Here is a 14,778-nt window from a genome sequence, read left to right on the forward strand (position 1 = left end):
ATGTAAAATTGGGTGTTTTTGTATTTTTTAAGATTCTTCAAAAGAATGTCAATTACAAAGCGATTGGTATTTCTATGGACTGGCAGAATGAACCTTTATGACGAAAAATATAGTTATTCAAAAAAATAAATATCTTAAATATGGAATTCATTTGCCAAATATGAAATTTCTATTCATATATTCCTCTTTTGTAATTCATTAGATATTGGGTAAAAGTCTTGCCTGTTTCTTTTTTGAAAAAACGCATGAGGTGACTGGGGTCGGAAAAGTGGAACTCGTCTGCCAGTTGGCTCACATTCAGATTGGAGAACAGTAGCTCATTTTTCAGCTCTTCCAAAAGACGTTGCTTGAGTAAGTGAATGGCTGATACACCAAATTGCGCCATGACAGAATTATTCAAGGTGATACGACTTACCCGAAGCATATCAGCATATTCTTGAACGCGCTGTGTCGTTCGGATATGTTTTTCGAGTAAGTCCTTGAATTTGAATGCGTAATTGTTTTTTGGCACTTCGACAGGTAGACGATAAGTTTGAGCGTATGCCCGGTTGATAATTACCAGTAGATAATAAAGCACTGACACAATGAGGTTGTAAGTGTCTACCACAGGATGTTGTAGTTCTTGTTTTATCTTTTTTAAGAGGCGCATATATTCCGTCAGCTCCTCCGGCTCGGCAAACAAGTAGGGCGGTGTATCAGTCTGATAATAATACAACAGCCGATATACGAAGAACTTGTCAGCAATGAACGTGCGCATAAAGTCTTCGCGGAAAATAAGAAAAGTGTAATCTAGTTCTACCTCGTTCACGTGCCATTCCTGTTGCTGGTGCGGCGACAAAAGCAGCACCATACCATCCCGTAACTCCACTTTTCGGAAGTTCAGCAACAAATATCCATTGGCACGACGAAAGAAATAGAAGCTGAAAAAATCTGTCTTAAACGCCTTATGCTCGGTCAAGACACCACAGATGTCCTTGCTTTCGCCTGTGTTAATGTAGAAATCTACGCCACATTGCGTTTTATTGAACGGAACGCTTACAAGTCTTTTGGGATTGATTATAGCTTTCATCACTCTTGTTTTTTGCTTTCTGCAAATATACATCATTCTTTTATCAAAATGGCATATATTCCTGTTTTTAAGGCATAGAGACATTGGGATATCCTTTCGAACTTTGTACCCGAAAAATAATACAAAACATAACATCATGAACGAAAAAGCAATTATTCGGTTGGTACGCAGTGCCACCTTGAAAATCAACTATGCAGGACATACCATTCTTATTGACCCCGTATTTGCCGACAAAGGAACCCTGCAATCAGCTCTCGGTGTATATAAGAATCCGAGGGTACATCTCGTAATGCCTATTAGCGACATTACTGAAGGTGTTGATATGGTACTGCTCACCCACAACCACATCGACCATTACGAACCAAGTGTAAAGCAGCATTTGCCGAAAGACATTCCTTTCTACACCCAGCCACAAGATAAGGCCGCCATCCTGAAAGATGGTTTCTCAAATGTAGAAGCGATTGAAGAGAGCATAACCTTAGGTCATCTGACCATCCACCGTGCTATTGGCCATCACGGTTTCGGTCAGATAGGCCAGATGATGGGACCTGTTTCGGGCTATGTGCTGATGTCCGAAGGGCTTCCGACTATTTATATCATGGGCGATTGCAAATGGGAAGAATGTACTCTTGCTACCGTGGAAAAGTATCGTCCTAATTATATTGTGGTGAACAGTGGCGGTGCGGTATTCCCCGAATTCTCTAAGACGGACGGTTGTATCATCCCCAATGAACAGGAAGTAATGGCGATGCTTGACACACTCCCCCCACACATCAAGCTGATTACCGTACACATGGATGCCATCGATCATTGCCAGACCACCCGTGCCATCCTTCGCAACGAAGCTCGCCATCACGGGACGGATATGAGCCGACTGATTATACCGGAAGACGGAGAAAGCATAACACTTAAATAACTGTATAAACAATCATTTCAAAATATTAGAAAGATGAAAAAGATTAGGAAAATCGCGGTAGAACAGAATTTCGCCGCGATCAGTGTCGGTAAGTTGAATGAACTGAATGAATACGAACTTCAGCTTGGCCCGGATGTGAAAATTCCCGGAAAAGTATTCTGCAGCACCGCTCTCGGAACTACGGGAAGCGAGTTTTCTTTCCAGTCATTCGCCCCGGGTACAGAAACCGGATTTCTGCATAGTCACAAGAGTCATGAGGAACTTTATTTTTTCCTCTCCGGTAAAGGTGAATTTCAAGTAGACGGAACAGTGTTCCCAGTGGAAGAAGGTAGCGTTGTCAGGGTATCTCCTGCAGGAAAACGAAGTGTCCGTAACAACGGAACGACTCCGCTCCTCATGCTCTGCATACAATATTGCAGCAATACATTCTCACAGGAGGATGCCACTGACGGAATCATACTGAAAGAACCGGTAAAATGGAAAGTCTCTCCGAAATGATTCTAAAAAGGAACTCTAAGCAGATGACTATCTGTATAAAATCCCTGATAAAGAATATGAACATAGTGGTAGGCTGCTCCATCGGGTGCAGCTACTGCTATGCCCGTAACAACTGCCGCCGCTTCCATATTACGGACGACTTCTCCGTACCGGAATATATGGTGCGAAAGCTGCGTATCATCGACACGCCCAAGCCTCACGTATGGCTGATGACCGGAATGAGCGATTTCTCCGATTGGAAGCCTGAATGGAATGCGGAAATATTCAGACGAATGAAAAGCAATCCGCAACACGCTTATATATTCCTTACGAAATGTCCGGACAAGATCAGTTTCTCTACAGATGACGAGAATGTATGGATGGGCGTGACCGTCACGCGCAATTCCGAAAAAAAGCGGCTAGACGATTTGAAAAGAAATATCAAGGCCAAGCACTACCATGTCACTTTCGAACCTATTTTCGATGAAATCGGCGATATAGATTTCGAGGGTATCGACTGGATTGTCATAGGTACGGAGACCGGACATCGGAAAGGCAAAGTGGATTCCCGTCCCGAATGGGTGCTTCACATTGCCGACCAAGCCCAAACACAGGGCGTCCCCGTGTTTATGAAAGAGGATTTGCTGCCTATAATGGGCAAAGAAAGGATGATTCAGGAACTGCCGGAACAATTTACAAAACGCTTACAATGAATACCGAAATAATCAAAGAAATAGACGTACAGAGCGTTATGACCAAATCCTCACTGCCGGTCGGAGGATATTCGGTCAACCCTTACGTGGGCTGTCCCCACGCCTGTAAGTATTGCTACGCATCGTTTATGAAACGATTCACCGGGCATACAGAACCGTGGGGTGCATTTCTGGACGTGAAGAACTGGAAACCGATAGCCAATCCGCACAAATATGACGGAGAGCGCATTGTGATAGGTTCCGTGACGGATGGTTACAACCCGTATGAGGAGCAATTTTGCCGTACCCACAGGCTGCTCGAAGAGCTGCGTGGGAGCAACGCCGAGATTATGATATGCACTAAGTCCGACCTTGTCCTGCGCGACCTCGACCTGTTGAAGCGTTTTCCCAAAGTAACGGTGTCATGGTCGGTCAATACGCTTGACGAGCGGTTTCGTACGGATATGGACAATGCCGTGAGCATAGAACGTCGTCTGAACGCAATGCGTCAGGTCTATGAGGCGGGCATCCGTACCGTGTGTTTTGTATCGCCCATATTCCCCGGAATAACCGATATGAAGGCGATTATCGAGAAAGTGAAAGGATATGCCGATTTGATATGGCTCGAAAACCTGAATCTGCGCGGGCAGTTCAAGGGAGGGATAATGACGTATATCCGTGAGAAGCATCCCGACCTCTTTCCGTTATACGAAGAAATATACAACAAAAAGAGGCTTGATTACTGGCAGGCATTGGAACAGGACATTTCCCAATACGCCAAGGCACAGGGGTTTCCATATAGAATAAATGATTTGCCTTACGGGCGCTCGGAAAAAGGCAAGCCGGTTATCGTAAATTATTTCTACCACGAAAAGATACGATTGACTAAATGAGGGAAAGATATTGACAATATGGTATATTAATAGTGAATAAGATATTCTTTTATTGCTTATTTTACTTTAGAATAGTTAGACAACTTAGATTTTGTACTATATATTACGATAGAAGTACAATCCATGATGAATTGTACTTCTCTATATTACATCCTGAATCCTCTGGATTTTTGTTCTTTCTGCACTGAGTTACGCAGATGCTGCTGTAACTTCTCCCATTGTTCCTTGAACCATTCGCTGATTGGCTGTTGGTTTATAGTCAGCATCAATTTATTCTTATCGATCGGGCTTCGTTCAATTTTGAAAATTACATTTTTTGTTTCAAATCTCTGTCTATATTCTTCGGAATAGATTTTTCCACTACATCTGAGAGCTTCCTTTTTGTATAAAAGAGAATCAACCATCCCCTTGGTAAAACCAGTGACATAGCATAATTTTTCCATTCTCAGCATTTCTTTGAGCAATGGGAACCAGCATAATGCTTTTTCGAGAATGGTATTCAATCGTGATATTTCCTTGTCTTTGGCTTCAAGTTCTTGATTGTGTATTCCTTGAAGATTACGAATTTGTCTGCCATGCTGTTCCTGTATTTGTTGTATCTGAATTTTCAATTCATCAGTAGCTTTGTCCCGTTTGGTAATTTCCTGATGTAGCTGCTCGATGTGATGTTCCAGTTCTTTCAGCTTACCGCTTCCGAAAAGAGAACCTACACTGCTGGTTATGGCTGTGGCTACATCGGTAGCTGCACTTTTGAGTTTGTCCGTACGTATCTCTGCTTTTACCTGTTTGAGTTCCTGTTCGGCAAGGCTTACCTGTTGCTCCTTGTGTCGCTTGGTTTCCTCTATACGTTGCAGTTCGGCTTTCTGCTTCTCAATGATGAAATCATTTCGTTCCAGATGCTCTTTACCTGTGACAGCTTTTGCCTGCCCACGTTCCATCAGGAGAATATCGGAAGCCAAGGTCTGCATGATTGCCATATCTTCGTCATTGAGTTTTCGGCTCTTTCCGGTTTCGTGGTTCATCCAGTCGAATACGATATGGGCATGATAGTTCGGCTTGAACCATCTGCTTCCTATTTGAAAACTCTCTTTGTCTTCCGCTTCCGGCTGACCGTTTAGCCAATGTCCTTCGTCTTTGTGCAGGAAAATTTGTAGTGGAGTGATGCCCCAACGCTTTTGACACTCTTCACCGAATCTGCGTACATCAGCCAGTGTGGTGTCCGGTCTGATAAGCAATACTCCTTCACGGATGGGTGAACATCCCGCCACTTTGATAATCCTTCCATTCTTTCCCTTGCGTTCCCTTTCCTTTTCCTGCATGGCACGGCCTGTCTTTTCCTTGACCATGCGTTTGATGTTCTCATAATGCGTCTGCAATTCGAGACTGCCGAAATCCGGATTTATCCACTGTTCATTATCGGCTGTGAGTTCGGGCACGATGTAGATTTTGGACTTGCCGATGTTGCGCATATACTCGGCAGTTCTTCGGTTGTGTGCCTCGCTCGATGCGATGTTGCAAGGCTTGATATGTATGCTTGATTTTGTTGCCATAGCTTCTTTTCTTTGTTTGCAATTGATTATTTTGCTCGCTTTCGCAGAGGGGTTATTTTATGAATCTCGGCTGCATTCGGCATAGGTCAAGCAAGCTTGCCTCTGCTCTCATTTGCACGAGATTTCTTAGGGGTAACCCATAAGCGGAGATTGCAAAGAGAGGGTCACTCTTTGCTCGGGGTTCTCAGGGGTGAAACGCCTTGAGTGGGTCATTAGGGCAAAGCCCTAATCCCCTCGGGAGAGCCCACAACTACGAAAGCGGAGCGTGTAGTTATAGTGGGCTATAACCGGAAGCCGTTCTTCTTCTCCGGTGATTGGCTGCGCACCCCTTTGGCGGACTGGAGCTGCCTTTTTCTTTCAATCTGTTTCTGTAAGTATTCGTTCAGGTCTTTGCACCCGCCATAAATCTGCGAAGCGTCCCGGATGTATCGGTCTCTGCCGTATTCCATGCGGATTTGTTGGAGTACTTCCAGTCCTGCATGGTCGTTGTCGAAAAAGCAGTGGATGCGCTCATAGTTGCCCAGCGGATAGAGAGCCTTGTTTATATTCGATACGGAGTTCAATACAATGTAGTCCTGCCCGTCCAATTCCGGATAATTCGGGCAGCTTTCCTGTCTCAATGTCAGAAAGGAAAGGTAGTCCATGAAACCCTCGAACACATAGCAGGTAGTCCTTGCTTTTCCCGACTGTCTGATGTGGGAGATTTCCTTGGGGGCGATGCAGCCCTTGAAATAGGGGTTACGAACCTCAAACCCACCCGAACCGTTAGGGAAGGCAATGGCAAAGTAACGCTTGCCGTTGTGGGTGTAACGGGCTTCTCTACATTCTCTTTTTGCCAGCTCCAGATTTATTCCTCTACCTTGTAAATAGGCAAGCAGGGCAGGGGAAGAAAGCGGCACGATTTCCAACTGTTGGAAACTCGGCTCCGTAAAGGACTGCTTGCGAAAAGAGAAAGAAACGGGGTGCACGTGCGGTGCCTGTTCCTCTATGCGTTTCAAAAGGTACGGCACACTGTCCGTTGCATAGAGGTGCGAAGCCAGTGCGATGATGTTGCCGCCCTTGCCAAGTGCAAAATCATACCATTGGTTCCGCTCGGTATTCACCTTGAACGATGCTTCGGTTTCTTCCCTGAACGGCGATTTGTACCAAAGATTGATGCCCTGCCGCTTCACCGGGCTATATCCCAAGCTGTGAAGATACTCTTCCAGCCTGATTTGTTTTGCTGTCTGTATATCCATAAATGATTGTCTTTATCGCTTATTGCTTGTTTTTCTTTTCGCCAGTACCTTTTCATATAGGTTACTGGCCGTATAACCACTTCACTTTATTGTCGTATATATAGGATACGGCTTAAAGTGAAGCGGTTTGATGCACTCCTGCAACCACTTCGCTTTATTCTAATATATAGACCCGGAGAATAAAGTGAAGTGATTGCGAGGATTGGGCTAATAGTGGAAATCCGGTTCGTACCTGTACTTTCTGCCGTTTTCCTGCACTATCATCCGCTTGTTCTTTAACACTGTGATGAGTTTGACCAGCTTGTTGTCACTTAACGGAATGCCCACCAAGGCATACGATTCTTTCAGCGCCTTGCCCAGTTCCTTATACCCATACTCGTCCTGCAACGAGAATGCGGCTTCCAGAGCTATCCGGTGCTGTTGCTCGGAAATGTCCTTGCAGGCATCGAACCTTTCACCTTGGGGTCTGCCGGGTGCTTTGGTTTCTGTCTGGTAGTCCTCCATCAGTTCAGGCAATGCCCTGTCATTGATGCGGAAGGCAAACGGCTCGAAGTCCATCGCACGGATGTGCATGGCGGAAACCTTGCTTATGTCCCCGTTGCTCTTGTCCTTTTCAACGAGCAGCACGGTTTCAGCCTTGTTGTTCAGCTCCGTGCCGATATGTCCCCTTGCGTTCTCATCCCCCTTGTTCTGATGGAGTATCGTGTGGATATGTATCTGCCTGTCGTCCGTCCACTGCATCAGCTTTGATATGATGCGTGTCGATTCACTGGGGCTGTTGATGTCATATACCATGTCACGGATGCCGTCTATTATCACCAGACCAAGGTTTGGCGTATGGTAGATTGCCTGTTCGACAATCCTTATGCGCTGCTCCGGCGTGTACTTCCGCAGGGCAAGGAATTCAAGGTTTTCGTTGTCCCTGTCATCGGGCAGCCCTGCCATACGCATGATGCGCTCCATCACATTCAGACAGTGGTGGGGGCTTTGCTCCGTATCCACATAAAGCACTTTCCGTTTGGCTTCGGGAAGTTCAGCCGCATACCTGAGCACCGTACCGTTTTTCAATGCCGCCGCCACGATAGCCGACACATTGAATGTCTTCTTGCTTTTGGCTTTGCCGATGGATGCGCTGAAATTTCCCAACGTGCCGATAACGGAACCTTTCACACTGAGGATTTCAGGGGCTTTCTCGTATTTTCCCGACAGGCTCAGCCGTGAGGCTTGCCAGAGGATTACCGCCTGTTCGTCCGATATTTCCCGGATGTCTTTCATATAGTCCATAGTGATTCCTCCCGTTACTTGCGTCCGCCTGTTTTCTTCCCTGCCAGTTCAAGGGCAAGTTCCGCGTCCACGATAATCTTGCGCCCTATCTGGGTGATGGCCTTGTCTATCTTTCCGCTTTTCTTTATGCGGTTGGCGGTAGGCAGGCTGCACCCGAACAGCTTGGCTATGCCGAGTATTCCGTACACATACTTCCTGCCTGTGTCCGTTACGGGCTGCGGCTGCGCTTCCGGCTGACCGGATGCGTGCCTGCTTAACATGATGAACTCTTCGCCTGTCATCTGCCAGACGGGTTTGGATAATAATTCTTGGATATTTGTCATAGTCCAATCTAATTAGTCGTTAAACAATCAGCCCTGCGCACTGGCTGTTATTTCTGTTCTCGAACGATGCAAAATTAGATATGGATACGGGTGGTAAGGATGGGGATGATATAATCCGAATTTCGTTGTATCTTATTGAATATCAGAAAATAAAAATACCACTCAAAAATTAATTTGAGTGGTAAAAGTGGAACTTTCGTAAAGAATCAGGATATATCACGGATTATCTGAATATATGTTCCATTTCCTTGGCGAAATTCTGGTTGCTGTCACTGGGGAAATCAGAAACTGGCTCCTTGTACTTTGACTTGTAGTAGCTGTCATCAATATCCAGCAGTTTCAGTATTCCGGCTTTCCATTTGTCCCTGTCCTGTTTGGGGAGCTTTTCGCTCATGAGGAATATCAGATAACATACACGTATCTTCTCTCTCGGTTTGGTTTTCAGCTTGCAGTTGCAGGGGTGCAGGTTCATGTTGGCATAGAAATCCGGTGCGGAAATTTCTTCGAACTGTTCTCCCACACATACCTCATGAATGAGCGAAAGTAATTTCATGCTGAAGTATTCGTGTCGTTCCGTTGTTGTTTCCTGCTGGCTGACCGGTTTGCCCGGCTCGTCCTGTCGTTTCCCGTCAGGAATGTATTTCTTCAATATATCCAGAAAAAGACAGCTTTGGCGGTATATGTCCGCACAACGGTTCTTCATATATTGGAATGCCTCATTTCTTGCAGCCTTTTGCAGGTCATAGAGTTCGTTCAGTCTGGCTTTTTCCCTGTCATATTCAGCCTTGCAGCGTTCATATTCTTTTTCTGCCTGTTTTTCCTCTTCGGCAGTATGTTCCCGGTAGCCAATGGAATCATACCTGTTGTTGGCTTCATTCAGCGGCTTGTTCAGACTTCTTGTGACATCCAGCTGGGCTTCAATTTCAAGGGAATACCTTTCCATGTGCTGATGGCAGACACGCTCTATGGCACTGTTACTTATGGGGCGTGTTTCATAAGCCTGTATGCTCTTTTCTATTTCAGTTTTCAGGCTGTTGAGTATCAGGGTGTATTGTTCTTTTTGCCTGTCAAGCACCAGTTCAAGGATGGCGGCTTCAAAAGATTTCATGTCATTGTACTGCTGACAGAAATCGGAAATGAATTTTTGCCTGTCAAAAGAAAAAGTGCTGTTGTCCATATAGTCCCTGTATATTCTGTTGAGTTCCCCGTATCGGGGAATCATCGTCTGTATATTGTCTGCCATAGGTGTCCTACTTTTGTCTGTTCTTTTCATTGTCAAGAAGCATCGTCAGTTCTTCTTCCACCTGTTCTATGCTCGGCAGTGCCGATTTCAGGTTTTCCGGCACAGCCTTGCTGAGCTGATAATCGCTGATGCCGATAGGCTGGTCATAGCCGGTCAGCGCATATTGTGCGACAATCTCATCCTTGCCTTTGCACAACAGCAGCCCGATGGTCTTGTTGTCATTCTCTCCCCTAAGTTTGTCGTCCACCACATTGATGTAGAAGTTCAACTGCCCGGCGTATTCCGGTTTGAACGGGGTAGCTTTCAGTTCCACGACCACATAGGCATGGAGTTTTATGTTATACAGGATTAGGTCGGCATAGAAATCGCTGTCGCCAATCTGGAAATGCTTCTGCCTTGCGACAAAGGCGAATCCGTTGCCCATTTCCAACAGGTAACGGGTGACGTGCTTCACCAGTTGTTCCTCTATGTCCCTTTCGTCCGCACGTTCTTTGGCTCCCGCCAAGTCAAAGATATACGGGTCTTTCAACAGGTAGTTGGCAAGGTCGCTTTGGGGCACAGGAAGCGTGGCGGTAAAATTATTGACCTTGTGGCTGTTGATTTGCCTTTCGTACAATTTGCTTTCAATCTGCGTTTTAAGAGTATTACTGCTCCAACCCATTTCCACGGATTGCTTCATATACCAGTAATCGACACCCAACGGAAGGGAACTGTTCAGCAGAATCACATGGCTTGCCCAATTGATTCTTGCAACAGGTGATGCCAGGAACAGTTTTTCTATGTCCTCAATCGCTATTTGGTAAGCGGCAGCGACTGTTTGGGCTACATCCTGAATTTGTGCAAGAGGTTCTTGCACAATTGCAACTTCCTTGTTGTCTGAAGATTGAATTTGCGCAAGAGGCTCTTGCGCAAATGTCATATTGTTCAGGCTTTGAAGTTCATCCGTGATTTTCTGCACACTTGGAGTAAGTAATTTCGTATCGGTTTCTATAAAACTCCGTAATGCGCCCAATGGATAGGAGCGTGCGAACTGGCACATATAAGCCAAGTTCCTGACCGAATATCCTTTCTTTTCGGGATAACTGAACCGTATCGCCTGCGCCAGTCTCTTGATGACCTTGCCGCCCCAGCCTTGTCGGTTCTGGTGGTACAATATGTAATTGCCCATCTTCCAGTAGTGGAACAGCATCTGCGCATTGGCTGCACTGATGAGCCGGACTTGCGCCTGCTCTATTTCCGAGCCGATGGCATTGACGAAAGCCTCGAAACTTCTTTTCTCTATGTTGTTATCGTTGTTGCTCATTGTTGTATGTATTGAAAGTTACAAAGATAAGCCCAATAACAGGCATACCATGAAACTTGCTGATTGTTTTTATAGTTGGTTGAATTTATTCATTGCATTTGCCTTAATGTCATCTGCGATGTCAATGTAAGGTTTCATGGCTTTATAATCGCTGTGTCCCGTCCATTTCATTACAACCTGTGCCGGGATGCCGAGAGCCAAGGCATTGCAGATGAAAGTTCGTCTTCCTGCATGGGTACTGAGCAATGCGTATTTGGGTGTCACTTCATCTATACGCTCATTTCCTTTGTAGTAGGTTTCCCGTACAGGCTCGTTGATTTCTGCGAGTTCCCCCAGTTCTTTCAAATAATCGTTCATTTTCTGATTGCTGATAACGGGCAGTGCCATGTTGTTCTCAAAGTGAATGTCCTTGTATTTTTCAAGTATGGCTTTGCTGTATTTGTTCAGTTCAATGTTTAGGCTGTCTGCCGTTTTGACGGTAGTAACTTCTATGTGGTCGGATTTGACATCACTTCGCTTCAAGTTACGGACATCTGAATACCTTAGACTTGTGAAACAACAGAACAGGAAAACATCCCTGACACGTTCCAGATATTGTTTGTCTTTGGGTATCTGATAATCTTTCAATCTATTCAATTCGTCCCATGTCAGAAAGATTACCTTCTTTGAGGTGGTTTTCAATTTCGGTTTAAATGTATCGTATGCAATGTTTTGATTATATCCCTTTTTGAAGCTCCATCGCAGGAACCATTTGAGAAATCCTATCTGTTTGCCGATGGTACTGTTTCTCATGTCTTTTTTGTCACGCAGGAAGTTTACATACTCGTTTAGTCCGAACTCATCGAAATACTCAAAAGTCACATCTTCTTTGAACTCTTTCAGGTGATTTTTTACGGCTGCAAATTTTTCGTATGTGGATTCTGTCCAGTTGTTCTGATTGCCACATTCCTTGACAAACTCATCAAATATCTCCCAAAAACTTATTTTAGTATCTTCCTGCTGCTCCTCGTTGTTATTTTTCATTTTCAGATTGAACGCATCTTTTAACTGTTGGGTGGTCGGCATGGTTTCCTGTACCTCAAATTCTTTGAATACGTTTTGAATTTCGGCATAGTATCTTAGCAAATCCGCATTGATTTCGGATGCGCTTTGCTTTAATTTATTGGTACATCCGTTCTTTACACGCTGCTTGTCTGCATCCCACTTGGCTATATCAATGCGGTAGCCGGTTGTAAACTCGATGCGATGGCTTGCGTATATGACACGCATACGGATGGGTACGTTCTCCACGATTGGAACGCCGTTCTTTTTGCGGCTTTCAGGTGCAAAAATGATGTTTCGTTTGATGTTCATGACTGGGTGTATTTGAAATTCCGCACCCAAATATACACCCAAAAATTGAAATAGCGAGCGATATTCGATAATATTTAGATTTAATTATGATTGTAATAAGTTGGTTATTAATAGGTATTTGCAATTGTGTGATATTTTGAGATAGCAAAGGTTCAAGAGCCTCTCTCTCCGCTGAACGTGCTGGACAGAAATGGTCAGCAAACGGACAAAAAGCTACAAATCAATGATTTGTGGCTTTTTTTATTGCCCGAAAGTCCTGCTTCCAAGACTTCAAAAGTACGGTAAAAGACAAAGTTTCGTTACTAAATCGTTACCTATTCCCCGCCGGACAAAAACGGTAACGATTTGTCCATAAATGACCTGATAATGACTTGATTAGTCCATAGTCTGCATAACTCGAAAACGAGAGGTAAAAATTAATTTTGCAACTAAAAAAAGTGAGTTATGAAATCGACATTCAAGGTTCTTTTTTATTTGAAGAAAGGTTCTGAAAAGAAAAACGGCGAGGTTATGATTATGGCACGCATCACCATAGACGGCAAACTTTGCCAGTTCAGTACGAAACAGAGCATCCAGCCCGACAACTGGAGCATTACTGCGGGCAAAGCCAAAGGCAGGGATGCCGGGAGGATAAACGCCCTTTTGGACGACATACGTTCTTCCCTGAATACCATTTACCACGAAATGCAGCGGCGTGACAATTACGTGACCGCCGAGAAAGTGAAAAACGAGTTCTTGGGACACAGCGAGAGCCACGAAACAATCCTTTCATTGTTCCAAAAGCACAATGACGATGTGAAGCAGCTTGTAGGCATATCCAAGACGATAGCGACCTACCGCAAGTATGAAGTGACCCGCCGCCACCTCGCTGAATTTATCCAAAGCAAGTACAACGTATCGGACATATCCATAAAGGAGATAAGCCCGATGTTCATTACCGATTTTGAGTTGTATTTGCGTACCGCCTGCAAGTGCGGCTACAACACCACCGCCAAGTTCATGCAGTTCTTCAAGCGTATCATCATCATCGCCCGTAACAACGGCATACTGGTGGGCGACCCTTTCGCCAGCTACAAAATCCGGCTGGAAAAAGTGGACAGGGGTTATCTGACAGAGGACGAGATTAAAATTATCCTTAAAAAGAAAATGGTTTCCGAACGGCTGGAACACGTCAGGGACTTGTTCGTCTTTTCCTGTTTCTGCGGTCTGGCATACAGCGATGTCGCCAATTTGCGGCAGGAGAATATCCAAAAGTCTTTTGACGGCAACCTTTGGATAATCACCAAGCGGGTAAAGACCAACACGGACGTGAATGTCCCCCTGCTGGATATTCCCAAGATGATTTTGAAGAAGTACAAGGGCAAGTTGCCGGACGGCAAGATACTTCCCGTAATCAGCAATCAGAAGCTAAACGCCTACTTGAAAGAGATTGCCGATATATGCGGTATTAAAAAGAACCTGACATTCCACCTTGCCCGGCACACGTTCGCCACGACCACCACGCTGTCAAAGGGCGTACCCATTGAAACGGTGTCCAAGATGCTGGGACACACAAACATAGAAACTACGCAAATCTACGCCCGCATCACCAACAGCAAGATAGGCAGCGATATGCAGGGGCTTGACAAGAAGTTTGTCGGCATTGAGAAGATTTACAAGGAAGTTGCCATGTAATCTTGATTATATGGAACTGGTCACAATTTGTGACCAGTCCTTACTATTATTCCAACATTGCTAAATCTCCTAAAATATACGATTATGGATTTGCAGATTATCCAAAACAAGATTTTTGAGGTCAGAAGTTGCCGGGTGATGCTCGATTATCATTTGGCAGAACTCTACCAAGTGGAAACACGAGCCTTGAAGCAGGCGGTCAAGCGCAATATCGAGCGTTTTCCGGGTGATTTTATGTTTGTACTCACCCAAGAGGAAGCTAACTTGCTGTTATCCATAGGGGTATCACAAAATGTGATACCCCCTGCTTACAACTTCGGCGTTGCTATGCCTATGGCTTTCACCGAGCAGGGCGTAGCCATGCTTTCTTCGGTTCTCCGCTCCAAAGTAGCCATAGAAGTAAACATTTCAATCATGCGGGCTTTTGTCCTCATGCGCCAAATGGCAATCGGTTACGAGGAACTGTCAAGGCGCATCGAGGAACTGGAGGTAAGCACCGATGCGCAGTTCAACGAACTGTACCAAGCCCTTACCCAGCTTTTGAGCCAGTCGAAACAACAGAAAGAACGCCGTCCGGTAGGTTTCGTTACCTATAACCGTGGCAAGAACGAATAGGTAACGATTTCGGTAACGAAATTCCACTTAATAACCTATATCCCAGCATTGTACATTCTTCCACCTTGCGGGCAGTCTACCGACTACCCGCATTTTTTATATCCTTTTCCAACTGGCACATTTCCCGAAACGCCAGCCGTGCGTGGCA

The 14,778-nt window shown here is 45.1% G+C and carries 14 protein-coding genes; 6 read left to right on the forward strand and 8 right to left on the reverse strand.

The annotated features are described in order from the left end of the window. Positions 1 to 169: 169 nt before the first annotated feature. Positions 170 to 1,069: a helix-turn-helix domain-containing protein gene (locus DWW03_RS14490; RefSeq protein ID WP_117706959.1), complete on the reverse strand. Its 900-nt coding sequence runs from the start codon at positions 1,067 to 1,069 to the stop codon at positions 170 to 172. A gap of 136 nt (positions 1,070 to 1,205) precedes the next feature. Between DWW03_RS14490 and DWW03_RS14495 the strand changes: the two genes are divergently transcribed. The 4 genes from DWW03_RS14495 to DWW03_RS14510 are packed head-to-tail and all read left to right on the forward strand — an operon-like array spanning position 1,206 to position 4,047. Continuing rightward, complete coding sequence (locus DWW03_RS14495) at positions 1,206 to 1,985, forward strand: MBL fold metallo-hydrolase (protein WP_005924041.1); 780 nt, start codon at positions 1,206 to 1,208, stop codon at positions 1,983 to 1,985. Positions 1,986 to 2,018: 33 nt separating this feature from the next. After that, complete coding sequence (locus DWW03_RS14500) at positions 2,019 to 2,483, forward strand: cupin domain-containing protein (protein WP_005924039.1); 465 nt, start codon at positions 2,019 to 2,021, stop codon at positions 2,481 to 2,483. A gap of 23 nt (positions 2,484 to 2,506) precedes the next feature. Further along, positions 2,507 to 3,175 carry a radical SAM mobile pair protein A gene (locus tag DWW03_RS14505; protein ID WP_117706960.1) on the forward strand — a complete coding sequence of 223 codons (669 nt, stop codon included), beginning with the start codon at positions 2,507 to 2,509 and terminating at the stop codon, positions 3,173 to 3,175. Continuing rightward, a complete protein-coding gene (locus DWW03_RS14510; protein ID WP_005924033.1) occupies positions 3,172 to 4,047 on the forward strand; it encodes a radical SAM mobile pair protein B in 876 nt (291 codons plus the stop codon). The genes DWW03_RS14505 and DWW03_RS14510 overlap by 4 nt, the downstream gene beginning before the upstream one ends. Before the next feature lie 146 nt (positions 4,048 to 4,193). Here DWW03_RS14510 and DWW03_RS14515 read toward each other — a convergent pair whose 3' ends face one another. The 7 genes from DWW03_RS14515 to DWW03_RS14545 all read right to left on the reverse strand — a co-directional run bounded on the left by DWW03_RS14515 (position 4,194) and on the right by DWW03_RS14545 (position 12,341). After that, positions 4,194 to 5,597, reverse strand: coding sequence for a mobilization protein (locus DWW03_RS14515; RefSeq protein ID WP_117706961.1), 1,404 nt, complete (start codon positions 5,595 to 5,597; stop codon positions 4,194 to 4,196). Positions 5,598 to 5,878: 281 nt separating this feature from the next. Then, positions 5,879 to 6,835, reverse strand: a complete 957-nt coding sequence (locus DWW03_RS14520; RefSeq protein WP_117706962.1) for a toprim domain-containing protein — start codon at positions 6,833 to 6,835, stop codon at positions 5,879 to 5,881. 207 nt (positions 6,836 to 7,042) lie between these two features. Further along, positions 7,043 to 8,119, reverse strand: a complete 1,077-nt coding sequence (locus DWW03_RS14525; protein WP_117706963.1) for an AAA family ATPase — start codon at positions 8,117 to 8,119, stop codon at positions 7,043 to 7,045. Between the two features lie 14 nt (positions 8,120 to 8,133). Further along, positions 8,134 to 8,442 (reverse strand): DUF3853 family protein, encoded by a 309-nt coding sequence (locus DWW03_RS14530; protein WP_008145895.1) that lies wholly within the window; start codon positions 8,440 to 8,442, stop codon positions 8,134 to 8,136. A 223-nt stretch (positions 8,443 to 8,665) separates the two neighbouring features. Continuing rightward, the gene (locus tag DWW03_RS14535) at positions 8,666 to 9,685 is read right to left on the reverse strand and encodes a hypothetical protein (protein ID WP_117706964.1); all 1,020 of its coding nucleotides are present in this window, start codon (positions 9,683 to 9,685) and stop codon (positions 8,666 to 8,668) included. A 7-nt stretch (positions 9,686 to 9,692) separates the two neighbouring features. Beyond that, positions 9,693 to 10,988, reverse strand: a complete 1,296-nt coding sequence (locus DWW03_RS14540; RefSeq protein WP_117706965.1) for a YhcG family protein — start codon at positions 10,986 to 10,988, stop codon at positions 9,693 to 9,695. Positions 10,989 to 11,057: 69 nt separating this feature from the next. Then, positions 11,058 to 12,341: a site-specific integrase gene (locus DWW03_RS14545; RefSeq protein WP_117707019.1), complete on the reverse strand. Its 1,284-nt coding sequence runs from the start codon at positions 12,339 to 12,341 to the stop codon at positions 11,058 to 11,060. A 444-nt stretch (positions 12,342 to 12,785) separates the two neighbouring features. Here DWW03_RS14545 and DWW03_RS14550 point away from each other — a divergent pair, with 444 nt between their 5' ends. Next, positions 12,786 to 14,015 carry a site-specific integrase gene (locus DWW03_RS14550; RefSeq protein ID WP_007478215.1) on the forward strand — a complete coding sequence of 410 codons (1,230 nt, stop codon included), beginning with the start codon at positions 12,786 to 12,788 and terminating at the stop codon, positions 14,013 to 14,015. A gap of 84 nt (positions 14,016 to 14,099) precedes the next feature. Continuing rightward, entirely contained in the window at positions 14,100 to 14,630 is a 531-nt protein-coding gene (locus DWW03_RS14555; protein WP_032536632.1) for an ORF6N domain-containing protein, read from the forward strand. Positions 14,631 to 14,778 lie beyond the last annotated feature (148 nt).

The organism is Alistipes sp. AF14-19 (assembly GCF_003461645.1).
In the GTDB taxonomy this organism is placed as follows: domain Bacteria; phylum Bacteroidota; class Bacteroidia; order Bacteroidales; family Rikenellaceae; genus Alistipes; species Alistipes shahii.